Origin of the sequence: Mycobacterium sp. smrl_JER01, assembly GCF_048513595.2 — a bacterium.
Lineage (GTDB): Bacteria > Actinomycetota > Actinomycetes > Mycobacteriales > Mycobacteriaceae > Mycobacterium.
On the sequence record NZ_JBLXXK020000001.1, the window covers coordinates 3,712,592 to 3,733,987 of the forward strand.

Annotated in this window: 20 protein-coding genes and 1 tRNA gene; 11 read left to right on the plus strand and 10 right to left on the minus strand. The window is 67.6% G+C overall.

The window, feature by feature from the left end; translation table 11 throughout:
• The first annotated feature begins 31 nt into the window (after positions 1-31).
• The 3 genes from ACNUDN_RS17490 to ACNUDN_RS17500 are packed head-to-tail and all read left to right on the plus strand — an operon-like array spanning position 32 to position 2,044.
• Positions 32-718: an HAD hydrolase-like protein gene (locus ACNUDN_RS17490; RefSeq protein WP_419123075.1), complete on the plus strand. Its 687-nt coding sequence runs from the start codon at positions 32-34 to the stop codon at positions 716-718.
• On the plus strand, positions 711-1,205 hold the full coding sequence (locus ACNUDN_RS17495; protein WP_419123076.1) for a low molecular weight protein-tyrosine-phosphatase: 495 nt from the start codon (positions 711-713) through the stop codon (positions 1,203-1,205). The genes ACNUDN_RS17490 and ACNUDN_RS17495 overlap by 8 nt, the downstream gene beginning before the upstream one ends.
• A 2-nt stretch (positions 1,206-1,207) precedes the next feature.
• Positions 1,208-2,044, plus strand: coding sequence for an SURF1 family cytochrome oxidase biogenesis protein (locus tag ACNUDN_RS17500; protein ID WP_419125198.1), 837 nt, complete (start codon positions 1,208-1,210; stop codon positions 2,042-2,044).
• Here ACNUDN_RS17500 and ACNUDN_RS17505 read toward each other — a convergent pair.
• Positions 1,971-2,951, minus strand: coding sequence for a cobalamin biosynthesis protein (locus ACNUDN_RS17505; RefSeq protein ID WP_419123077.1), 981 nt, complete (start codon positions 2,949-2,951; stop codon positions 1,971-1,973). The genes ACNUDN_RS17500 and ACNUDN_RS17505 overlap by 74 nt on opposite strands.
• A 63-nt stretch (positions 2,952-3,014) precedes the next feature.
• Here ACNUDN_RS17505 and ACNUDN_RS17510 point away from each other — a divergent pair, with 63 nt between their 5' ends.
• From ACNUDN_RS17510 to ACNUDN_RS17520, 3 genes are read left to right on the plus strand one after another with little or no spacing between them, the layout of a single operon-like run.
• Positions 3,015-4,724, plus strand: a complete 1,710-nt coding sequence (locus ACNUDN_RS17510; protein ID WP_419123078.1) for an amidohydrolase — start codon at positions 3,015-3,017, stop codon at positions 4,722-4,724.
• A 48-nt stretch (positions 4,725-4,772) separates the two neighbouring features.
• A complete protein-coding gene (locus ACNUDN_RS17515; RefSeq protein WP_419123079.1) occupies positions 4,773-5,420 on the plus strand; it encodes an SOUL family heme-binding protein in 648 nt (215 codons plus the stop codon).
• Positions 5,421-5,477: 57 nt separating this feature from the next.
• Positions 5,478-6,863 (plus strand): HNH endonuclease signature motif containing protein, encoded by a 1,386-nt coding sequence (locus ACNUDN_RS17520; protein ID WP_419123080.1) that lies wholly within the window; start codon positions 5,478-5,480, stop codon positions 6,861-6,863.
• An 85-nt stretch (positions 6,864-6,948) separates the two neighbouring features.
• On the opposite strand, the gene ACNUDN_RS17525 is transcribed toward ACNUDN_RS17520, so the two are convergent.
• The 9 genes from ACNUDN_RS17525 to ACNUDN_RS17565 form a co-directional block, all read right to left on the minus strand.
• Positions 6,949-8,556, minus strand: coding sequence for a xanthine dehydrogenase family protein molybdopterin-binding subunit (locus ACNUDN_RS17525; protein WP_419123081.1), 1,608 nt, complete (start codon positions 8,554-8,556; stop codon positions 6,949-6,951).
• Positions 8,557-8,615: 59 nt separating this feature from the next.
• Positions 8,616-9,851, minus strand: a complete 1,236-nt coding sequence (locus tag ACNUDN_RS17530; protein WP_419120839.1) for an IS256 family transposase — start codon at positions 9,849-9,851, stop codon at positions 8,616-8,618.
• Positions 9,852-9,916: 65 nt separating this feature from the next.
• Positions 9,917-10,540, minus strand: a complete 624-nt coding sequence (locus ACNUDN_RS17535; RefSeq protein ID WP_419125199.1) for a molybdopterin cofactor-binding domain-containing protein — start codon at positions 10,538-10,540, stop codon at positions 9,917-9,919.
• A 2-nt stretch (positions 10,541-10,542) separates the two neighbouring features.
• Positions 10,543-11,520 (minus strand): FAD binding domain-containing protein, encoded by a 978-nt coding sequence (locus tag ACNUDN_RS17540; protein WP_419123082.1) that lies wholly within the window; start codon positions 11,518-11,520, stop codon positions 10,543-10,545.
• Between the two features lies 1 nt (position 11,521).
• A complete protein-coding gene (locus ACNUDN_RS17545) occupies positions 11,522-12,148 on the minus strand; it encodes a (2Fe-2S)-binding protein (protein WP_419123083.1) in 627 nt (208 codons plus the stop codon).
• A gap of 420 nt (positions 12,149-12,568) precedes the next feature.
• A tRNA-Val gene (locus ACNUDN_RS17550) sits at positions 12,569-12,643 on the minus strand.
• 46 nt (positions 12,644-12,689) lie between these two features.
• Entirely contained in the window at positions 12,690-13,154 is a 465-nt protein-coding gene (locus ACNUDN_RS17555; RefSeq protein WP_431960307.1) for a peroxiredoxin, read from the minus strand.
• 16 nt (positions 13,155-13,170) lie between these two features.
• On the minus strand, positions 13,171-13,563 hold the full coding sequence (locus ACNUDN_RS17560) for a DUF3052 domain-containing protein (RefSeq protein ID WP_419125200.1): 393 nt from the start codon (positions 13,561-13,563) through the stop codon (positions 13,171-13,173).
• A gap of 137 nt (positions 13,564-13,700) precedes the next feature.
• Complete coding sequence (locus tag ACNUDN_RS17565; protein ID WP_419123084.1) at positions 13,701-14,279, minus strand: Rv2240c family protein; 579 nt, start codon at positions 14,277-14,279, stop codon at positions 13,701-13,703.
• A 167-nt stretch (positions 14,280-14,446) separates the two neighbouring features.
• Here ACNUDN_RS17565 and aceE point away from each other — a divergent pair, with 167 nt between their 5' ends.
• The 5 genes from aceE (at position 14,447) to kasA (ending at position 21,375) form a co-directional block, all read left to right on the plus strand.
• Entirely contained in the window at positions 14,447-17,236 is a 2,790-nt protein-coding gene (aceE, locus tag ACNUDN_RS17570; protein WP_419123085.1) for a pyruvate dehydrogenase (acetyl-transferring), homodimeric type, read from the plus strand.
• A gap of 157 nt (positions 17,237-17,393) precedes the next feature.
• Entirely contained in the window at positions 17,394-18,683 is a 1,290-nt protein-coding gene (locus ACNUDN_RS17575) for a PucR family transcriptional regulator (protein WP_419123086.1), read from the plus strand.
• A gap of 143 nt (positions 18,684-18,826) precedes the next feature.
• The gene (locus ACNUDN_RS17580; protein ID WP_419125201.1) at positions 18,827-19,741 is read left to right on the plus strand and encodes an ACP S-malonyltransferase; all 915 of its coding nucleotides are present in this window, start codon (positions 18,827-18,829) and stop codon (positions 19,739-19,741) included.
• An 87-nt stretch (positions 19,742-19,828) separates the two neighbouring features.
• Positions 19,829-20,128, plus strand: coding sequence for a meromycolate extension acyl carrier protein AcpM (gene acpM / locus ACNUDN_RS17585; protein WP_419123087.1), 300 nt, complete (start codon positions 19,829-19,831; stop codon positions 20,126-20,128).
• A complete protein-coding gene (kasA, locus tag ACNUDN_RS17590; protein ID WP_419123088.1) occupies positions 20,125-21,375 on the plus strand; it encodes a 3-oxoacyl-ACP synthase KasA in 1,251 nt (416 codons plus the stop codon). Before acpM ends, kasA begins: the two co-directional genes overlap by 4 nt.
• The last annotated feature ends 21 nt before the right edge of the window (positions 21,376-21,396 follow it).

Consider the following 21,396-nt stretch of genomic DNA (forward strand, 5'->3'; position numbering starts at 1 on the left):
CCCACCGTCCCGTCTCAGGGACAATGGACCCGTGACAGACACGCTCGACGGCATTCAACGCGTGGCTCCCGTGGGCCGCGGCGACCTGGTGATCTTCGATCTGGACGGGACACTGACCGATTCCGCCGAGGGAATCGTCGCGAGCTTCCGGCATGCGCTGCAGGCCGTGGGTGCCGCCGTCCCGGATGGGGACCTGGTCAGCCGCATCGTCGGGCCCCCGATGCACGTGACGTTGCGGTCGCTGCGCCTCGGGGAGCACGCGGACGCCGCGATCGCGGCCTACCGGGCCGACTACACCAGCCGGGGCTGGTCGATGAACCGGCCGTTCACCGGCATCCCGGCCGTGCTCGCCGATCTACAGGCAGCCGGGGTGCGACTTGCGGTGGCGACGTCGAAGGTCGAGACCACCGCGCAGCGCATCCTGGCGCATTTCGGTCTCGACAGGCACTTCGAGGTGATCGCGGGCGCCAGTCCCGACGGGAGCAGGGCGGCCAAAGCCGACGTCGTCGCGCGTGCGCTCGGCCAGCTGGCCCCCATCCCGGAGCGGGTGGTGATGGTCGGTGACCGCGCCCATGACGTCGAGGGGGCGGCGGCGCATGGCATCGGCACCATCGTGGTGGGCTGGGGGTACGGTCACCGCGACTTCGGCGAGGGTGACGGTGGCGCCCTGGCCCACGTCGGTGACGTCGAGGCGCTGCGTGAGGTGCTGGGTGTCTGAGGTGTTGCATGTGACGTTCATCTGCTCGGGCAACATCTGCCGGAGTCCGATGGCAGAGAAGATGTTCGCGCATCAGATCGACGAACGCGGACTCGCCGGCGTGGTGCGGGTGACCAGCGCCGGGACCGGACACTGGCATGAAGGGGAACCGGCCGACCGACGGGCGGGCCACGTGTTGCGGGCCCACGGCTATCCCAGTGCGCACCGGGCCGCTCGGGTCGACGACGACCATCTGGCCGCCGACCTGGTCGTGGCGCTGGGTCGCAACCACCTGCGGATGCTGCAGCACATGGGTGTGCCCGCCGAACGGCTGCGGATGCTGCGCTCCTTCGACCCCAGATCCGGCGCCCACGTGCTCGACGTCGAGGATCCCTACTACGGCACCCAGGACGATTTCGAGGATGTCTTCACGGTGATCGACGCCGCGTTGCCCGGGCTGCACGGATGGGTCGACCAACGGCTGGCCGACCGGGAACAGGTGGTGTGACGATGCGGCGCTGGGCGTTCCTGTTGCGGCCGCAGTGGCTGGCCTTGTACGTCGTGGTGCTGGCCTTCGCCTACCTGTGCTTCACCGTGCTCGCACCGTGGCAACTGGGCAAGAACACCAAGACCACCCGTGAAAACGATCAGATCGCGCGGTCGCTGGATGCCGATCCGGTACCGGTGACTTCGGTGTTGCCGCAGCAGGATTCGGCGGCCCCCGAAGAACAGTGGCAGCGCGTCACGGCCACCGGTCGCTATCTGCCCGAATCGCAGGTGTTGGCCCGGCTGCGCCTGATCGACGGCGACGCCGCATTCGAGGTGCTGGTTCCGTTCGCGGTGGACGGCGGACCGACCGTGCTCGTCGACCGCGGATATGTGCGCCCGGTCGAGGGGTCGCGGGTGCCGCCGTTGGACGCTCTGCCGACCGAGACGGTCACGATCACCGCGCGGCTGCGCGACTCCGAAGGTTTGGCCAGGGACAAGGCTCCGTTCGAGGCCGACGGTGTGCGTCAGGTGTACTCCATCAACACCGAGCAGATCTCCGCGGTCACCGGAGTGCCGCTGACGGGGTCCTACCTGCAACTGGTCGACGGTCAGCCCGGCGGACTCGGGGTGATTCCGCTCCCCCATCTCAACGCGGGCCCGTTCCTGTCCTACGGCATCCAGTGGATCGCGTTCGGCATCATCGCCCCGCTCGGGGTCGGTTACTTCGTCTACTCGGAGCTCAAGGTCCGACGCCGGGAGAAAGCGCTGGCCGACGCACAGGCGGTCAGCGCCGGCGACGAGCCCGTCCCGCTGAGCGCCGAACAGAAGCTCGCCGACCGCTACGGCAAGCGGCGCTGACCGCGCAAGCGGCCGCGACCAGCTGGACGGCACGGGACAGCCGGACCGCCCGGACCAGGTCGTCGGGGGTGGGGACGCGGCCGTCACCGAGCGTCGGCCGGATCTCCAGTTCGTGGGCGTACTGCGTCGGTCCGCCGAGTCGCACTCCCAGGGCACCGGCGAAGGATGCTTCCGCCACACCTGCGTTCGGGCTCGGGTGCTTGTCCGCGTCGCGCCACCATGCCCGCCAGGCCGACACCGGTGAGCCACCGACGACCGGGGCGCACAGCACGACCAGCAGGCCGGTCACCCGTGCCGGCGCCAGATTGACCAGGTCGTCGAACCTGGCTGCGGCCCACCCGAATTTGGCGTAGCGCGGGGAACGGCTGCCGATCATCGCGTCCAGCGTGTTGGCGGCGCGGTACACCAGCACCGCCGGTACCCCTCCCACGACCGCCCAGACGAGCGGCCCGATCTGGGCGTCGGAGGTGTTCTCGGCGATCGACTCCAGCGCTGCCCTGGTCAGGCCCGGCGCGTCGAGCACCGAAGGATCGCGACCGCACAGCGACGGCAGGAGCCTGCGGGCGCCGTCGACATCGGCACTGTTGAGCATGTTCGCCATCTGCTGCCCGGTGCGATTGAGCGTAGTGCCGCCCGCGGCCGCGAAGGTCGCCGCCGCAACGCAGAGCGCCTCGGCAGCCACCGAACGGCGCCGCGCCGCCCGTTGCACCGCCGCGCCTGCGGCACCGACGGCCAGCAGCAGTCCCGCGGTGTGCGCCACCCCGCGGCGGCGGTCGTCGGCATAGCTGAGCCGCTCCAAAGTCGCTGCACCGCTGCCGAAGAGCGCCACCGGGTGGCCGCGGCGCGGATCGCCGAACATCATGTCGGCCAGCACCCCTGCGGCCACGCCGATCCCACGAGCGAGCATCCCGGCAGCGTCTCACAACTGCATTCGCCCGACGCCGCGAGGTTCGGATGACACACTGTGCCCATGGCTGAGGTGATCTTGACCGCCGGGACCGTCGTCACGATGGACGACGCCGCCCCGCGCGCACAGGCGGTCGCGGTCTCCGGTGACCGGATCGTCGCCGTGGGTGGTGTCGAGGAGTGCCGCGCGGCGCTACCGGAGGCCGACGTCGTCGACACCGGAGCGGCCGTGCTGGCACCGGGATTCGTTGAGCCGCATGGCCACCCGCTCATCAGCGGGGTCGCCACCCAAGCCCCGGCCCGGTCGGTGGCCCCGTGGGACTGCGCAACCTGGGCCGACGTCCAGCAGGTGTTCGCCGAGGCTTTGGCGACCAGCGACGCGGACACCCCGCTGTGGTTCGCGGGCTACGACGCGTTACTGCACGGTCACCCGGCGCCCGACGCCGAGGAACTCGACCGGATCTTCGGTGACCGCGTCACCGTGGTCACCGACAACTCCGGCCACGGCGCGTACTTCAACTCGGCACTGATGCGGCGCAACGGCTGGGACCGCACACCGCCCGCCGACCCGGTCGCAGGTCATTTCGGCCGCAAACCGGACGGATCGCTGAACGGGCAGGGCTTCGAGCTGCCGGCGGTCACCGCCGTGACGATGCCGCTGATGGAGCAGATGGGCGATCCGCTGGTGTCAGCGGCGAACTACTTCGCGCTCATGGCCCGGGGCGGCTACACCTCGACATCGGACATGACCTACGACCCGAAGTTCGCCGCCGGCTACGAGGCCCTCGCCGCGGCGCCGTCGTGCCCGTTGCGGGTCAGCATGTGGGAGATGTCGGTCACCGACACCTACGCCGAACCGGCCGCGTTCGCGGCCGGTGAGAACTGGCTCACCAAGGCAGGCGTCAAGCTGTGGACCGACGGCTCGCCGTGGGTGGGCAACATCGCGATCTCGTTCCCGTACCTCGATACCGAGGCGACCCGCACCGCCGGCATCGACCCGGCGGTGGCCGGCGGAGCCCGGTCGATGAACTACACCCGCGAGCAACTCGACGCGATCCTCGACCACGCAGCACCGGCGGGGTGGCAGATGGCGTTCCACGCCAACGGCGACCTGGCGCTGGATCTCGCCCTGGACGCCTACGAGGATGCCCTGATCCGGCACGGCCTGCTCGGCAGCGATCACCGGTGGCGGCTGGAACACTGCGGGGCCGGCACCCGCGCGCATTTCGACCGGGCAGCCCGGCTGGGGGTGCACGTCTCCCTGGCACCGTTCCAGTACTACTACTGGGGGGAACTGCTCGACGGCGCGATGTTCGACCCCGAGCACGGGGCGCGGTGGGCAGCGTTCGCCGACGCGGTCGGCTCCGGAGCCTGCGTGTCGCTGCACAACGACGGTTCGGTGTCCCCGCCGGAACCGTTGACCAACATCGCCACCGCGGCCACCCGCCGCACCCGCAAGGGCACCGTGCACCGCGCCGATCAGGCCATCACGCTGGATCAGGCGTGGCGCGCGCAGACCATCGACGCCGCCCGCACCCTGCACCGCGACCATCTGGTCGGGTCCATCGAGGTGGGTAAGCTCGCGGACTTCGTCGAGCTGACCGCAGACCCGTGGACGGTCGGCGCCGACGCGATCACCGGTGCCGTCGCGGTGGCGGGAACCTGGTTGGGCGGTCGCCGGATCGACCTCGACCGGTTCCTGTCCGCTGTCAGCGGCGCCGACAACGCCGCGCACGCGCATCTGGCTGAACGCAATGCCAAGGGTTGTTGCTGACACAAATTCGTCAGATACGGCGGGCCGGTTGACGGGTACTTTGGCGGCATGTTGGCCAAGATCACCAAGACCGCGACCCAGGTCGCCGAGGGTTTCGGCGCGCTCGTCGGCGTTCGCGCCGGCACCGAGGAACCCATGTACGTACGAGAAGCGCTGATCGGCTCCGGAGACGGAGCCATCGAAATCCGCCGCTACGGTCCGCGCATCGCGGCGCAGACCACAGTTGCCGGAGACGAGGAAATGGCCCGCAACGCGGGGTTCCGCCGGTTGGCGGGCTACATCTTCGGCGGCAATCACCGTAAGACCGAAATCGCGATGACCGCGCCGGTGGCCCAGCAGAACGAGAAGATCGCGATGACCGCGCCGGTGGCCCAGGCGCGCGGCGCCGACGGGGGCTCGGTCATCCGTTTCTTCATGCCGTCGAAGTGGTCGATGGACCTGCTGCCGCAACCCGACGATGAGCGGGTGGAACTCGTCGAGGTACCGGGCGAGACGTACGCGGTGCTGCGGTTCAGTGGCGACCGCAGCCCGCAGGCGGTGGCCGCCAAGAGCACCGAGCTGCTCGACGGTCTGCGCGACAGCGGGTTCACCCCCCGAGGCGAGCCGATGGCGTGGTTCTACGACCCACCGTGGACACTGCCGTTCCGCCGGCGCAACGAGGTCGTGGTCGTCGTCGACGGTGGTACGCGCGGCTGATATCGGGCCGCTTCTGGCCTGGAGGGTGTTGTCGGTGGTCTCTGTCAGGATGTTGTCATGTGTTCGGCCGCAGCGTCTTTGGCACCTGGTGTGTCGTGTGGTGATCGGCTGGAGGTGTTGTTCGACGAGTTGGCGGAGTTGACCGGTCAGCGCAATGCGATCGATGGGCAGATCGTGCAGATCGCCGCTCAGATCGATCGGGAGGGGCTCTGGGGAGCGACCGGTGCACGCTCGCTGGCGGGGTTGATGGCCTGGAAAACCGGATCCGCCCCACGCCACGGTAAGACCATCGCAGCGATCGCGGCGCGGCTCGCGGAGTTCCCGCGCTGCACCGAAGAACTGGCGGCGGGCCGGTTGTCCCTCGATCAGGTCGGCGTGATCGCCGAAGGCGCGGGGGCCGGCTCCGATGAGCACTACGCCGAGCTGGCCAGCGTGGCCACCGTCGGGCAACTGCGCACCGCGATCAAACTCGAACCCCGCCCCGACACCCGGGAAGACCCCGACCCCGACCCCGACCTCGATGACGACCCGCGGCCAGCCCCGACACCGCCACCGAGACCCTCGATCAGCAAAACCTGCACCGGTGAATTCACCTGCTGGAAGATCACCCTCCCGACGATCGAAGCCGCACTGTTCGAGGCCGCGCTGCGCTCCCACCACGACGCCCTGATCACCCAATGGCGCCACGACCACCCCACCGAAGACCACCCCACCACCGACAGTCCCGACCCCGACAGTCCCGATCTGTACAGCCAAGAACCCACCGGCCACGGCGATGCCGGCGAAGACGGGCGGCGCCCCCCGATGCCCGACGCAGCCGCGGCGTTTATGGAACTGGTCACCGCCGGCTGGGACGCCGAGGCCACCCGCCGCCCGCACGGACACCACACCACCGTGGTCGTCCACGTCGACATCGCCGAGCGGGTCGCCGCGCTGCACCTGGGGCCCACCCTGACCACCGCCCAACGGCAATACCTGAGCTGCGACGCCACCTGCGAGGTGTGGTTCAACCGCGACGGACAACCACTGGGCGCCGCACGCACCACCCGCACCATCAGCCGCCGGCTGCGCCGCGCGCTCGAACACCGCGACCGCACCTGCGTGATCCCCGGCTGCGCAGCCACCCGCGGCCTACACGCCCACCACATCACCCACTGGGAAGACGGCGGCCCCACCGAACTGGACAACCTCGTACTGGTCTGCCCCTACCACCACCGATGCCACCACCGCGGCCTGATCACCATCACCGGCCCCGCCCCCACCCTCACCATCACCGACGCCACCGGCCGAGAAATCACCCCCCGATCACTGGCCCGACCACCCACCACCACACCACCAACCGCCGCGCCCTACCCCGGACCCACCGGCGAACGCGCCCACTGGTGGTGGTACCAACCCTTCCAACCCCCACCGGCCGACCCCACCCGAACACGGGCGAACTAGTCGAGCATCGTCGGCATCCTCACGGCCACCGAGGGCGCCGACCGCTTGATACCGAGTCAGCTTGCCTCCGAATGCCTTCGGGCATTCAGAGCAAGCGCTCGGGAGTGATCGGGAGCTCCGTGAGGCGCCGGCCGGTGGCGTTGAACACGGCGTTCGCGATGGCGGGTGCCACCCCGATCATGACGAGTTCGCCGAGACCCTTGACGCCGATGGGGCTGGCGATGGCGTCCTCCGCCGGCAGGAATGTGGCGTCGAGAGTTGGAATGTCGGCGTTGACGGGGACCAGGTAGTCGGCCAGGTTGGCGTTGACGATCCGCCCGTCGCGATGGTCGATGTGCGAATCTTCCAGCAGCGCCATGCCGATCCCCCACACCATGCCGCCGAGCGCCTGGCTGTGCGCCAGCCTCGGGTTGATGATCCTGCCGGCGTCGTAGTAGGCGTCCAGGTGCCGGACCCGAACGGTGCCGAGCATCTCGTCCACGGCCACCTCGGCGAAGACCGCTCCGTAGGACCAGATCGAATAGTCCTCGATATTCTCGCCCGGAGTCCAGGTGTGCTCGGATTCCAGATGCGTCCAGCCACGGCGGGTCAACAATTGCTGATAGGTCTCGCTGCGGTCCGGCCGGTCGGTGAGCGACATCCGGCCGTTGTCCACCCGGACGTCGTCCGGGCTCGAACCGTGCAGCGGCGACGCGGGATCCAGCAGAGCTGTGCGGACGAATCTGTCACGCAGCATCGTCCCGGCGTGAGCGACCCCGGATCCCACACTGGCCATCGTCTGCTGCGCACCGTGCATGGGGGCTTCGGGAAAGTTGCTGTCGCCCAATTCGAATCGGACCCGAGCCAGCGGCAACCCGAGCGCATCGGCGGCAACCTGTGTCATCGAAGTGACAGTGCCCGGTCCGATGTCACTGCTGGCGGTGCGGACCTGGGCGGTACCGTCAGCGTTGATCCGCGCCGATACGCTGCATGGACTGCTGATCGAATGGTAGACCGCACTCGCCACCCCGAAGCCCACGAGTTGATCACCGTCGCGGGTGGACCGCGGCGTCGGGTCACGCCGGGACCAGCCGAACGATTCGGCGCCACGGCGCAGGCATTCGGTCAGTCGTCGCGTCGAGAACGGCAGATCGGTCGAGGGGTCACGATCCGGTTCGTTGCGGACCCGCATCTCGATCGGATCGATACCCAATTGCTGTGCCAGGTCGTCCATTCCGCACTCCAGTGCGAACCCGGACGTCACCTTGCCGACCCCGCGCACCCAGGTGGGTGGGCTCACGTCCAATGGCACCACGCGGAAGGTCGAACGCATATCGGGGCTGCGATACATGAACCGCGGCGGTGGGGTGATGTCGTCCTCGTAAGCGATGTCTCTGCTGGTCTCGACCTTGCCATCGTGCACGATCGCCGCGATCCTGCCGTCGTTGCCGGAGCCGATCGCCAGCCGCTGGATGCTGACCGGGCGGTAGCCGACCTGCATGGAATGCTGCCTGCGGGTGAGCGTCAACGTGACCGGCGACCCCAGTCGCCTGGCCGCCAGCGCCGTGAGCAACTGATGCGGCCACACCAAACCGCCCTGGCCGAATGCACCACCGACAAACGGTGAGACCACGCGCACCTGCCCCGCTGATATGCCGAACGCCTCCGCGTAGCCCTGAGCGGCTGCGGTGACACCTTGGACCTTGTCCCACACCGGGTCAAGTCCAGGGACGTGGTGTACGACGTCGTCGTGTGATTCTTCGTCGTGATGGTTCAGGCGGTTAGTGCCGCGGGGGTGTCCTCCTGTTCGGTTGGGGTGCCGTTGACGGTGCGTGATTTGCTCAGGACGTCAAGTCCCAGGTAGCGCCGCGACTCGGCCCATTCGTCGTGTTGTTCGGCCAGGACGGCGCCCACGAGGCGGATCAGCGCGTCGCGGTCGGGGAAGATCCCGACGACGTCGGTGCGCCGGCGGATCTCCTTGTTGAGACGCTCCTGGGGATTGTTGGACCAGATTTGGCGCCAGATCTGTTTGGGGAACGCGGTGAAGGCCAGCAGGTCCGGCCGCGCCGCTTCGAGGTGTTCAGTGGTCTTGGGCAGTTTGTCGGCGAGGGCGTCGATGATCCGGTCATATTGGGCTGCAACGGATTCAGAGTCAGGTTGGTCGAACACCGAGTGCAGTAGCGTCTTGACCCACGGCCAGGACGCCTTCGGGGTGACGGCCATCAAGTTGGTCGTGTAGTGGGTTCGGCAGCGCTGCCAGGCCGCGCCAGGCAGAGTGGCGCCGATCGCGGCGACCAGCCCGGCGTGCGCGTCGCTGGTGACCAGCTTGACCCCGGACAGCCCACGCGCGGTCAGCGACCGCATAAACGTCAACCAGCCGGCCCCGTCTTCGGCGGTACTGACCTCGACGCCCAGGATCTCCCGATACCCGTCGGCGTTGACCCCGACCGCGATCAGGGCGTGCACGTTGACCACGCGGCCACCTTCACGGGCCTTGAGGACCAGGGCGTCAGCGGCCATGAATGTGTATGGGCCGGCGTCCAGCGGCCGGGTGCGAAACGCCTCGACCGCGGCGTCGAGTTCTTTGGCCATCACGCTGACCTGCGACTTCGACAGGCTGGTGATGCCGAGGGTCTCGACGAGTTTGTCCATCCGCCGCGTGGACACCCCGAGCAGATAGCACGTCGCGACCACCGTGGTCAGCGCCCGCTCGGCGCGTTTACGGCGTTCCAGCAGCCAGTCCGGGAAGTACGAGCCGTGGCGCAGCTTGGGGATCGCCAGATCCAACGAACCGGCGCGGGTGTCGAACTGGCGATGCCGATACCCGTTGCGCGAGTTGGTGCGCTCAGACGTTCGTTCGCCGTACCCGGCGCCGCACAGGGCATCGGCCTCGGCGCCCATCAGGGTGTGGATGAACGTGGCCAGCAGCTCGCGCAGCACGTCGGGATGGGCGGTGGTGAGTCGTTCGGCCAGCACGGCGGGCAGGTCGATATTGTGGGCGGTGGTCATCGCGTCGATTCCTTTGCTCGAGTGACTTTGGTCGGTCTCTCGAAGAATCACGCGATGACCTTCAATCATTCGGCTACGACACGCCGGTAACCCTGATCAGGCCCGACTCGTACACCACTCTGCTGGACGCAACCCCACACCGTCAGACGATCGCCGTCCCAGGAGGCGACTGTGGCGGGCAGTTCCAACGGGTTGTGCAGGTGTCGGGCGATCCGGTAGTTCAGGTCAGAGGACGCCGGTGCGGCTGCCAGCGCCGCATCGGCATCGCCGCGCGCATAGTCGGGCACGGTGCTACTCGGTGTGCTCGCCGCTCGCGGTGCAGCGATGTCGGTCATCAGATCAGAGCGCGACGCGTATCGGACGTCGACCAACTCGGCGGCGTGCCTGGCGGACTCGGAGGATGACGCGACCACGACCGCCAGTGGTTGGCCGAAGTAGGAGACCTGGGGCGGGGTGTGGGGAAGTACGACCCCGGCGAAGTCGGTGATCACCTCGACGACACCGGCGTGTTGACGCGCGGCCGAGCTGTCGATGCGCTGGACCGAGCCCAGCGCGACGGTACTGCCGACCAACGCCGCGTACAGCAGATCCGGCATCTGGTTGTCCGCGGTGTAGGTGGCCGCGCCGGTGACTTTGAGACGAGCTTCGACGCGGGGCACCGGCTGACCCGTCGCGGCTCCGGGCAGCATCGTCACGACAATCCCGCCACAGTGGTCAGCTGCCGGGCGATGGTCCGTTCGAGCAGTTCCACCTTGAACCCGTTGTGCGACAACCGGGTAGCGCCCTGGCCGGCTCGGGCTGCCGCATCGGAGAACAACTCGGGACTGGGAGGCTGACCCACCAGCGCCTGTTCCACGGCGGGCAACCGCCATGGAACCGTGCCCACGCCGCCCGCGGCGATCCGGGCGGCGCGGATCCGGCCGTCGGTGATCTCCAGCGCCACTGCCGCGGAGGTGAGGGCGAATTCGTAAGAGGCGCGGTCGCGCACCTTCAGATATCCCGATCGTCGCGCCACGGCGGTGACCGGTACCTCGACCGCGGTGATCAATGCGCCTGGTCGGAGCCGGTGCTCATGATCCGGGGTATCGCCCGGCTGCCGGAAGAACTCGGCGATCGGCGTTTCGTGTGGGCCGTCACGATCCACCGTGTGCACCACAGCATCCAAGGCCACCAGCGCCACCGCGAGATCCGAGGGGTGGGTGGCCACACATGAGGCGCTGGTGCCGAGGATGGCGTGCGTGCGGTTGTGGCCGTCGATCGCCGAGCATCCCGAGCCCGGCACCCGGCGGTTGCAGGCCGCTGTGACATCACGAAAGTACAGGCAGCGCGGCCGCTGCATCAGGTTCCCGCCTATGGAGGCCATATTGCGCAGCTGCGGCGAGGCCGAAAACTCCAGTGCCTGGCTGATCACCGGGAAACGCTCGCGCACCCCGGGATGAGCAGCCACCTGTGCCATTCGCGCCAACGAACCGATGCGCAACGAACCGGACCGCAGATCGACCGCACGATACGGCAGCGCGTTGATGTCGATTACGGCTTCGGGACGCTCGACCGTCTCGCGCATCAGATCGACCAGCGTGGTTCCACCGGCGATGTAGCGTCCGCCGTCGGCACCGGCCCGCAGGGCCGCGTCTTCATCAGCGGCGGTGGCGAACTCGAATGGGACCATGTCACGCGCTCCGCGCCGTCGAGGCGACCGCGGCGACGATGTTTGTATAAGCGCCGCAGCGACATATGTTGCCGCTCATCCACTCTCGAATCTCCGCGGAGGATCCGGTGTGGCCCTCGGCAATACACCCGAGCCCAGACATGATCTGACCCGGTGTGCAATAGCCACATTGCAGACCGTCGGTGTCGATGAAGGCCTGCTGCAGCGGATGCAACCGGTCACCGTCGGCCACACCTTCGATGGTGCGCAGCTCGGCGCCGTCGTGCATGACCGCCAGGGTCAGGCAGGAGACGATCCGCTGGTCGTCGACCAGGATGGTGCAGGCACCGCACGCGCCTTGGTCGCACCCCTTCTTGGTGCCGGTCAGACCGGCTCGTTCACGCAGCATGTCCAACAACGACGTCCTGGTGTCGACCTCGATCTCGCGGTCTTCACCATTGATTCGCAACCGCACTGTGCGGGTGGTCGCCGCATGCTCATCCTGGGACGAGTTCCGGCACGAGGTCAACAGCGACAGGCCGGCCACGGCGCCGCCGACCAGCGCCGACGTCCCCACGAACGTTCTGCGATTTACGGCGAACGGGCATCCGGCTGCGGATCGCTCCGCGGTGTCAGGGTGTTCGGTCATCGGGACAGGCCTCTCAGATGTCATCGTCTTTCGGGGTCGGCAGCCGCCCTTGGCTGCCCCGAGCCTAAGGTGGTCCGAACCAGACCGGTCGTGCTCTCATATCGGATTCATAAGTTGCCCTTGCGATCCCACCTGCGGACCCGTGGCGGGGCTCTCGCCCGCGTCCTGATCGACACCCTTGGCGCATCGTCACGCAGCGCAATCAGTAGGTCGGATGCGCGTGCGGAGGCCAGCTGATGAGGCCGCGCACCCTTACCCCGGTGACGTCGGGGATGCGACAGAGGCCGGTCATGGCGGTGGTCAGCGCCACGACAGCCCGCGGATACGCGGCGCTCGACCGTGGGCTGAGCGCTCATGCCCCGCCTGCGAAGCGCCGCGAACTACAGCGTTGACCTGCAATAACAGTGCCTGCAATAACTGTGGTGGGCGCGGACGGTTTCGAACCGCCGACCGCTGGTGTGTAAAACCAGAGCTCTACCCCTGAGCTACGCGCCCGATCCCGGGCAGGCTACCTGGCGCAGTAGCCCAACCGGAAATCCCCTCAACCGGTGTGCAGCGCGGCCAATGCCTGACGCCATACCGCCTGGTCCCTGCCTTCGCCGGGTTCCTTGCACTCGGCAAACCGGATGACCCCGGAGTCGTCGATGACGAACGTTCCACGGTTGGCGAACCCGGATACATCGTTGAACACGCCGTAGGCCTGGCTCACCGCACCGTGCGGCCAGAAATCCGACAACACCGGAAAGGCGTACCCACGGTCGGCGGCCCACACCTTGTGCGTCGGCGACGGCCCCACCGAGACCGTCAACGTCGCCGTGCCGTCGTTGACGAAATCGTCGATGTGGTCCTTGATCTCGTCAAGCTCCCGTTGGCAGATCCCGGTGAACGCCAGCGGGAAGAAGACCAGCACCACACTTTTCCGACCGCGGAAGCCGCCCAGGCTCACCGGCTGATTGTTCTGGTCCTTGAGCGTGAAGTCCGGCGCCTGCTCACCAACCGACAGCACTACCGCTGCTGTCTGCTCATCGCTGCTTGGTGACGGCGTTGGCCTTCGGCTGAACCAGGCGGCTGGCAATCCAGTTGCCCAGGTTCGCCGACGACGTCTGCATCAGACCGGCAGTCGGCGCAGACTCGGCGATCTCGGCCGGCTGCACATGGCCCGGCTTCCCCGTCTTGGGGGTGACGACCCAGATGACGCCATCGTCGGCGAGGGGCGTGATGGCGTCCATCAACGTGTCGACGAGGTCACCGTCGCCGTCGCGCCACCACAGCAGCACCACATCGACGACCTCGTCGGCGTCCTCATCGAGGAGGTCACCGCCGCTCTCGTCCTCGATATCGGCCCGGATGTCGTCGTCGGCGTCTTCATCCCACCCCAACTCCTGTACAACCTGATCTTTTTGGATGCCCAGCATTCGGGCGTAGTTCGGGGGGTCACCCGCCGACACCACCGTCGGTCCTCCTTCAGCCGTGTTTGCGCACCGTGCGCTCGGTCACGTTCGTACCTATCGTCGCATGCCCAGCCTAGACAGCAAGCCATCTAGCGGCAGGTTCATCGATATGCCGCGTCGCACCGGTCCAGAGCGGTGGTCTTGGACTCGTTGAGCCCGGCGATCGCGGCATTGAATTCGTCGGTCGGATAGTTGCCGGCGATCGCGGTTGCGACGGCCCTGGCCGCATCGACCCAGCTGTTCAGGGCGTCGCGCAGCTCGGGTGTGAGCGCATCGGAGATGCTGCCCGCCACCAGGTCGGCGCTGTGGTTGAGGGCGTCGATGGCCGGACCCGTGCTTCGCGCGATGTCGGCCGGGTTGCTGTTGAACGCGTCGACGTAGCTGTTGACCGCCCCGACAGCCTCGGCGCTGCTGGAGCTCATGGCCTCGCAGGATGTGCGGACGGCCTCGACGCTCAGCGACGCCTGGCGCTCGGACTCGCGCGCGGCCGAGCTCAGCTCGGCTTCCTCGATCGAGGCCGACACCGACGCCCGATACAGCGGCGCCTCACCCTCGGCGGCCACACCGCCTCCGTCGGTGACGTTGGTGCATCCGACGATGATCATCGCCAGCGCTGCCGACGTCCCGGCCACGAGGGCAGCGAGCCGCACCTTGCGGGCGCCCCGCCAACCGATCCGCACAGTCTGCAGACGTTACCGGGTCACCTGCCGGTTCACCCGGTACTTCAGACCCGCTAGTGCGCATGGGGCAGGATTAGACGAGGATGGAAGCGCCGTGTGCGCGGGATGCGAGGTAACCCACCGAGCCGATGCGCACGTCGTTTAAACCGCCTAACAAGGAGCGGAAGTTGACCACCGAGTTCGTGCGCCAGGACCTGGCCCAAAACTCCAGCAGCACAACCGAACACGATCGCGTGCGAGTGATCCGCGAGGGTGTCGCGTCGTATCTGCCCGACATCGATTCCGACGAGACCGCCGAGTGGCTGGAATCGTTCGACCAACTGGTGGAGAGGTCCGGCCCCGCGCGGGCCCGCTATTTGATGCTGCGGCTGCTCGAACGCGCCGGCGAGCAGCGGGTGGCCATCCCGGCACTGACCTCAACCGACTACGTCAACACCATCCCGACCGAGCTGGAGCCCTGGTTCCCCGGTGACGAGGATGTGGAGCGGCGCTACCGCGCCTGGATCCGGTGGAACGCCGCGATCATGGTGCACCGGGCGCAGCGCCCCGGAGTCGGTGTGGGTGGCCATATTTCGACCTACGCGTCGTCTGCGGCCCTCTACGAAGTCGGCTTCAACCACTTCTTCCGCGGCAAGTCGCACCCCGGCGGAGGCGACCAGATCTTCATCCAGGGTCACGCCTCCCCCGGCATCTACGCCCGCGCCTATCTCGAAGGCCGACTCACCTCCGATCAACTCGACGGGTTCCGCCAGGAACACAGCCACCCCGGCGGCGGCCTGCCCTCCTATCCGCACCCGCGTCTGATGCCCGATTTCTGGGAGTTCCCGACGGTGTCGATGGGCCTCGGCCCGATGAACGCGATCTACCAGGCACGGTTCAACCATTACCTGCAGGACCGGGGCATCAAGGACACCTCGAAACAGCACGTGTGGGCGTTCCTGGGCGACGGCGAGATGGACGAACCGGAGAGCCGCGGACTGATCCAGGTCGCCGCCAACGAGGCGCTGGACAATCTCACCTTCGTGGTCAACTGCAACCTGCAGCGCCTCGACGGCCCGGTTCGGGGCAACGGCAAGATCATCCAGGAGCTGGAGTCGTTCTTCCGTGGCGCGGGCTGGAACGTCATCAAGGTGGTGTGGGGCCGCGAGTGGGACGCCCTGCTGCACGCCGACAAGGACGGCGCGCTGGTCAACCTGATGAACAGCACCCCCGACGGCGACTACCAGACCTATAAGGCCAACGACGGAGCCTACGTGCGCGACCACTTCTTCGGCCGCGATCCGCGGACCAAGGCGCTCGTGGAGCCGATGACCGATGCCGAGATCTGGAATCTGAAGCGCGGCGGCCACGACTACCGCAAGGTCTATGCGGCCTATCACGCGGCGATGGAGCACAAGGGCCAGCCGACGGTGATCCTGGCCAAGACCATCAAGGGCTACACCCTGGGCAAGCACTTCGAGGGCCGTAACGCCACGCACCAGATGAAAAAGCTTGCGCTGCAGGACCTCAAGGATTTCCGGGACGCCCAACGCATCCCGGTCAGCGACGAGCAGCTCGAAAATGACCCTTACCTGCCGCCGTACTACCACCCCGGACCCGAGGCTCCCGAGATCCGCTACATGCTGGACCGGCGGCGTGCGTTGGGCGGTTTCCTGCCGGAGCGTCGCACCAAATCCAAGACGCTGGCACTGCCGGGCCGTGACACCTACAAGGCGTTGAAGAAGGGGTCGGGCAAGCAGGAGGTCGCCACCACCATGGCGACCGTTCGTACGTTCAAAGAGCTGTTGCGCGACAAGGAAATCGGTAAGCGGATCGTGCCGATCATCCCCGATGAGGCCCGCACGTTCGGCATGGACTCGTGGTTCCCGTCGTTGAAGATCTACAACCGCAACGGCCAGCTGTACACCGCTGTGGACGCCGAGCTGATGCTGGCCTACAAGGAGAGCGAAGTCGGCCAGATCCTGCATGAGGGCATCAACGAAGCCGGGTCGACGGCGTCGTTCACCGCGGTCGGCACCTCTTATGCCACCCACAACGAGCCGATGATCCCGATCTACATCTTCTATTCGATGTTCGGGTTCCAGCGCACCGGAGACGGACTGTGGGCTGCGGCCGACCAGATGGCGCGCGGCTTCGTGCTCGGCGCCACGGCCGGGCGCACCACCCTGGTCGGCGAGGGGCTGCAGCACGCCGACGGCCACTCGCTGCTGTTGGCTGCCACCAATCCCGCGGTGGTGGCCTACGACCCGGCGTTCGCCTACGAGATCGCCTACATCATCGAAAGCGGTCTGCACCGCATGTACGGCGACAACCCGGAGAACGTCTACTTCTACATGACGATCTACAACGAGCCCTATGTGCAGCCGGCCGAGCCCGAGGATATCGACGTCGAAGGCCTATTGAAGGGCATGTACCGGTATCAGGCGGCGCCCGAGAAGCGGGCCAACACCGCGCAGATCCTGGTGTCCGGGGTGGGGATGCCGTCGGCGCTCAAGGCCGCCGAGCTGCTCGCCCAGGAGTGGGATGTGGCTGCCGATGTCTGGTCGGTGACCAGTTGGGGCGAGCTCAACCGCGACGGTGTAGCTATCGAGAAGGAGAAGCTGCGCCACCCGGACCGGCCGACGGCCACTCCGTATGTCACCAAGGCCCTCGCCGAGGCCACCGGGCCCGTCATCGCGGTGTCGGACTGGATGCGCGCCGTACCCGAGCAGATCCGGCCGTGGGTGCCCGGCACCTACATCACGCTCGGCACGGACGGGTTCGGTTTCTCCGACACCCGCCCGGCCGCCCGCCGCTACTACAACACCGACGCCGAGTCGATCGTGGTCGGAGTGCTCGAAGGGCTGGCCCGCGACGGCAACCTCGACATCTCGGTGGCGGTGGAGGCGGCCCGCAAATACGAGATCGACGACGTGATGGCGGCGCCGGAGCAGACCTCGGACCCCGGAGTCGCGTAGCGACGACATCGGACCCCGGAGTCGCGTAGGCGACGACATCAGATCCGGAGTCGCGTAGGCGACGACATCAGATCCGGAGTCGCGTAGCGACGACATCGGATCCGGAGTCGCGTAGGCGGTTGGAGGTTATCCCTAAAACCAGGCGTAGATTTTAGGGATGACCGACAATAATCGGTTCATCCCGCCCCGCTCGACTGTCGAGGTGCTGGAGAACGTCCCGGAGTCGACGCTGCGCCGGATCAAGCAGTACTCGGGCCGGCTCGCGACTCAGGCGGTGCATGCGATGGAGGAGCGCCTGCCGTTCTTCGCCGCGTTGGAGGCGTCCCAACGCGCCAGTGTCCAACTCGTGGTGCAGACCGCGGTGGTGAACTTCGTCGAATGGATGCACGATCCCCGCAGCAATGTGAGCTACACCGCGCAGGCCTTCGAGGTGGTGCCGCAGGACCTGCGCAGAAGGATCGCGTTGCGCCAGTCCGTCGAGATGGTGCGGGTGACGATGGAGTTTTTCGAGGAAGTGGTGCCGCTACTGGCACGCTCCGAGCAACAGCTGACGGCGTTGACGGCCGGCATCCTGCGCTACAGCCGCGACCTGGCGTTCGCGGCCGCCACGGCCTACGCCGATCAGGCCGAGGCCCGCGGCGCCTGGGACACCAGGATGGAGGCCAACCTCGTCGACGCGGTCGTCCGCGGTGACACCGGGCCCGAATTGCAGTCGCAGGCGGCTGCGCTGAACTGGGATGCCACCGCGCCCGCCACGGTTGTCGTCGGGCTGCCGCGACCGGACCGGATGGACTTCACCGGCGACGACGTTCACGAGGTGGCGAATCGCAATGGGCGTGCGGCGCTGTCCGACGTGCACGGCACCTGGCTGGTCGCCGTGGTGTCGGGCGGGCTCTCACCGACCGAACGGTTCCTGTCGGAGTTGTTGAGGGTCTTCGCCGACGGCCCGGTGGTGATCGGCCCGACGGCGCCCACGCTCGGCGCCGCGCACCGCAGTGCCACCGAGGCGATCGCCGGCATGAACGCCGTCGCCGGCTGGGCCGGTGCGCCGCGTCCGGTGCTGGCTCGCGAGTTGTTACCCGAGCGGGCTCTGCTCGGCGACGCGACCGCGGCTGGGGCGCTGGAAGGCGAGGTGATGCGACCGCTCGCCGACGCCGGTCCAGCGCTGATGGAGACGTTGGATGCGTATCTGGACTCGGGCGGCGCCATCGAAGCTTGCGCACGCAAATTGTTCGTTCATCCAAATACGGTGCGCTACCGCTTGAAGCGGATCGCCGATTTCACCGGTCGCGACCCGACGGTTCCGCGCGACGCGTACGTGCTGCGGGTGGCGTCGTCGCTCGGAAGACTGACCCGCCAGGCCTACCACCCGAGCGCCCCGGCGCCCAAGTCGGGGCAGGTCATCGATGTTGCCTCCGTCACATCTGAGACCCTTCTTAAGAAGTGACAGATTGCGGTGAGGTCACGATGGAGTCCCATCACATGCGGATTTGTGGACTACCTACAAAAACCTAAGACGAGGTTCATAATCTCTTACACCGTTCAAATCCGTCTTCACAATGTTTTCTTAGAGACGTGCCTCAGAAGACTGTGCTTGCTTTCCTGGCGCCCGGACAGGGCTCCCAGACGCCCGGCATGCTCGCCGAGTGGCTGGAGCTGCCCGGCGCCGCAGAGCGTATAGCGGCATGGTCGGAGATCAGCGGTCTGGATCTGGCGGCGCTCGGCACCACCGCGACCGCCGAGGAGATCACCGACACCGCGGTGACCCAGCCCCTGGTCGTCGCCGCCACCCTGCTGGCCTATGAGGAGCTGACCAAGCGCGCGGTGCTCACCGGGGATGAGGACATCGTCGCCGCGGGTCATTCGGTCGGCGAGCTCGCCGCCTACGCGATCGCGGGAGTCATCAGCGCCGACGAGGCCGTCGCGCTCGCGGCGACCCGCGGCAGGGAGATGGCGAAGGCCTGCGCGCTGGAGCCCACCGGTATGTCGGCGCTGCTCGGCGGTGACGAAGCCGAAGTGCTCGCCCGGCTCGAGGCTCTGGACCTGGTTGCCGCCAATCGCAATGCCGCCGGCCAGATCGTCGCCGCCGGCGCGGTGTCTGCGCTGGAGAAGCTCGCCGAGGATCCGCCGGCCCGCGCCCGGGTCCGCGCGCTGGCCACCGCGGGCGCCTTCCACACCCACTACATGGCCTCCGCGCTGGACGGATATGCGTCCGTCGCCGGCCGGATCGAGCCTGCCGAACCGACGGTCACCCTGCTGTCCAACGCCGACGGCCGGCCGGTGTCCTCCGCGGCCGACGCCATGACCAAGCTGGTGGCCCAGATGACCCGACCGGTGCGCTGGGATCTGTGCACCGCGTCGATGAAGGATCTGGGAGTCGCGGCGATCGTCGAATTCCCGCCGGCCGGGACGCTGACCGGGATCGCCAAACGTGAGCTTCGGGGGGTACCGACGCACGCCGTCAAATCCCCCGCTGACCTGGACGCGCTCGCGGGAGCCTGGTAAGGCCCCCGCGTCGTCGCCCAGTTGACACAAGTACAGAACAGATCAACGTTCGTTCCGAGTAACACCCGATAAATAGAAGGAGCCACTGTGCCCGCCAGTCAGGAAGAAATCATCGCCGGTCTCGCCGAGATCATCGAAGAGGTCACCGGTATCGAGCCCTCCGAGGTGACTCCCGAGAAGTCGTTCGTCGACGACCTGGACATCGACTCGCTGTCGATGGTGGAGATCGCCGTGCAGACCGAGGACAAGTACGGCGTGAAGATCCCCGACGAAGACCTCGCCGGTCTGCGCACCGTCGGTGACGTCGTCGCCTACATCCAGAAGCTCGAGGAAGAGAACCCCGAGGCCGCCGCTGCCATCCGCGCACAGATCACGGGCGACAAGTGACCAGACCTTCCACTGCTAACGGCGGTTTTCCTAACGTCGTGGTGACCGCCATTGAGGCCACCACGGCCCTCGCTGCGGACATCGAGAGCACGTGGAAGGGTCTGCTCGCGGGCGAGAGCGGTATCCGGATCCTCGAAGACGAGTTCGTCGACAAGTGGGACCTGCCGGTGCGGATCGGCGGCCACCTCGTCGACAACGTCGACAGCCACATGACGCGGATCGAGATGCGTCGCATGTCGTACGTGCAGCGCATGTCGAAGCTGTTGGCGCGTCGGCTGTGGGACAACGCGGGCACCCCCGAGGTGGATCCGGACCGCTTCTCGGTCGTCATCGGCACCGGTCTCGGTGGCGGCGAGAAAATCGTCGAAACCTATGACGCGATGAACGAGGGCGGGCCGCGCAAGGTGTCCCCGCTCGCCGTTCAGATGATCATGCCCAACGGTGCGGCCGCGGTCGCCGGTCTGGAACTGGGCGCCCGCGCCGGGGTCATCACCCCGGTGTCGGCGTGCTCGTCCGGCTCGGAGGCCATCGCCCACGCATGGCGCCAGATCGTCATGGGCGACGCGGATTTCGCCGTCTGCGGTGGTGTCGAGGGTGGCATCGAAGCGCTGCCGATCGCGGCGTTCTCGATGATGCGTGCCATGTCGACGCGCAACGAGGACCCCGCCGGTGCGTCACGGCCGTTCGACAAGGACCGGGACGGATTCGTCTTCGGCGAAGCCGGCGTGATGATGATCATCGAGACCGAGGAGCACGCCAAGGCCCGTGGCGCCAAGCCGCTGGCCCGGCTCATGGGTGCCGGTATCACCTCCGATGCGTTCCACATGGTGGCCCCGGCGGCCGACGGTGCACGCGCCGGTCAGGCGATGAAGCGGGCGATGGAGACCGCGGGTCTGTCCCCCAAGGACATCTCGCACGTCAACGCGCACGCCACCGCCACCCCCATCGGGGACACCGCGGAGGCCAACGCCATCCGTGTCGCCGGTGTGGAGCACGCCGCGGTCTACGCGCCGAAGTCGGCGCTGGGCCACTCGATCGGCGCGGTGGGGGCACTCGAATCGGCGCTCACGGTGCTCGCGCTGCGCGACGGGGTCATCCCGCCGACACTGAACTACGAGACACCCGACCCCGAGATCGATCTCGATGTCGTCGCGGGCGAGCCTCGATACGGCGACTTCGAGTACGCGATCAACAACTCGTTCGGTTTCGGCGGCCACAATGTGGCTCTGGCGTTTGGTCGCTACTAACAGGCAAGAGAGGACGCGCGG

Coding starts and splice junctions, on each gene's coding strand:
- ACNUDN_RS17530 (WP_419120839.1), bottom strand. CDS start 9,851: ATGACCACCGCCCACAATATCGACCTGCCCGCCGTGCTGGCCGAACGA.
- ACNUDN_RS17505 (WP_419123077.1), bottom strand. CDS start 2,951: ATGCTCGCTCGTGGGATCGGCGTGGCCGCAGGGGTGCTGGCCGACATG.
- ACNUDN_RS17575 (WP_419123086.1), top strand. CDS start 17,394: ATGACCGACAATAATCGGTTCATCCCGCCCCGCTCGACTGTCGAGGTG.
- ACNUDN_RS17520 (WP_419123080.1), top strand. CDS start 5,478: ATGTGTTCGGCCGCAGCGTCTTTGGCACCTGGTGTGTCGTGTGGTGAT.
- ACNUDN_RS17540 (WP_419123082.1), bottom strand. CDS start 11,520: ATGGTCCCATTCGAGTTCGCCACCGCCGCTGATGAAGACGCGGCCCTG.
- ACNUDN_RS17545 (WP_419123083.1), bottom strand. CDS start 12,148: ATGACCGAACACCCTGACACCGCGGAGCGATCCGCAGCCGGATGCCCG.
- ACNUDN_RS17560 (WP_419125200.1), bottom strand. CDS start 13,563: ATGCTGGGCATCCAAAAAGATCAGGTTGTACAGGAGTTGGGGTGGGAT.
- ACNUDN_RS17515 (WP_419123079.1), top strand. CDS start 4,773: ATGTTGGCCAAGATCACCAAGACCGCGACCCAGGTCGCCGAGGGTTTC.
- ACNUDN_RS17510 (WP_419123078.1), top strand. CDS start 3,015: ATGGCTGAGGTGATCTTGACCGCCGGGACCGTCGTCACGATGGACGAC.
- ACNUDN_RS17535 (WP_419125199.1), bottom strand. CDS start 10,540: ATGCTGCCCGGAGCCGCGACGGGTCAGCCGGTGCCCCGCGTCGAAGCT.
- ACNUDN_RS17500 (WP_419125198.1), top strand. CDS start 1,208: ATGCGGCGCTGGGCGTTCCTGTTGCGGCCGCAGTGGCTGGCCTTGTAC.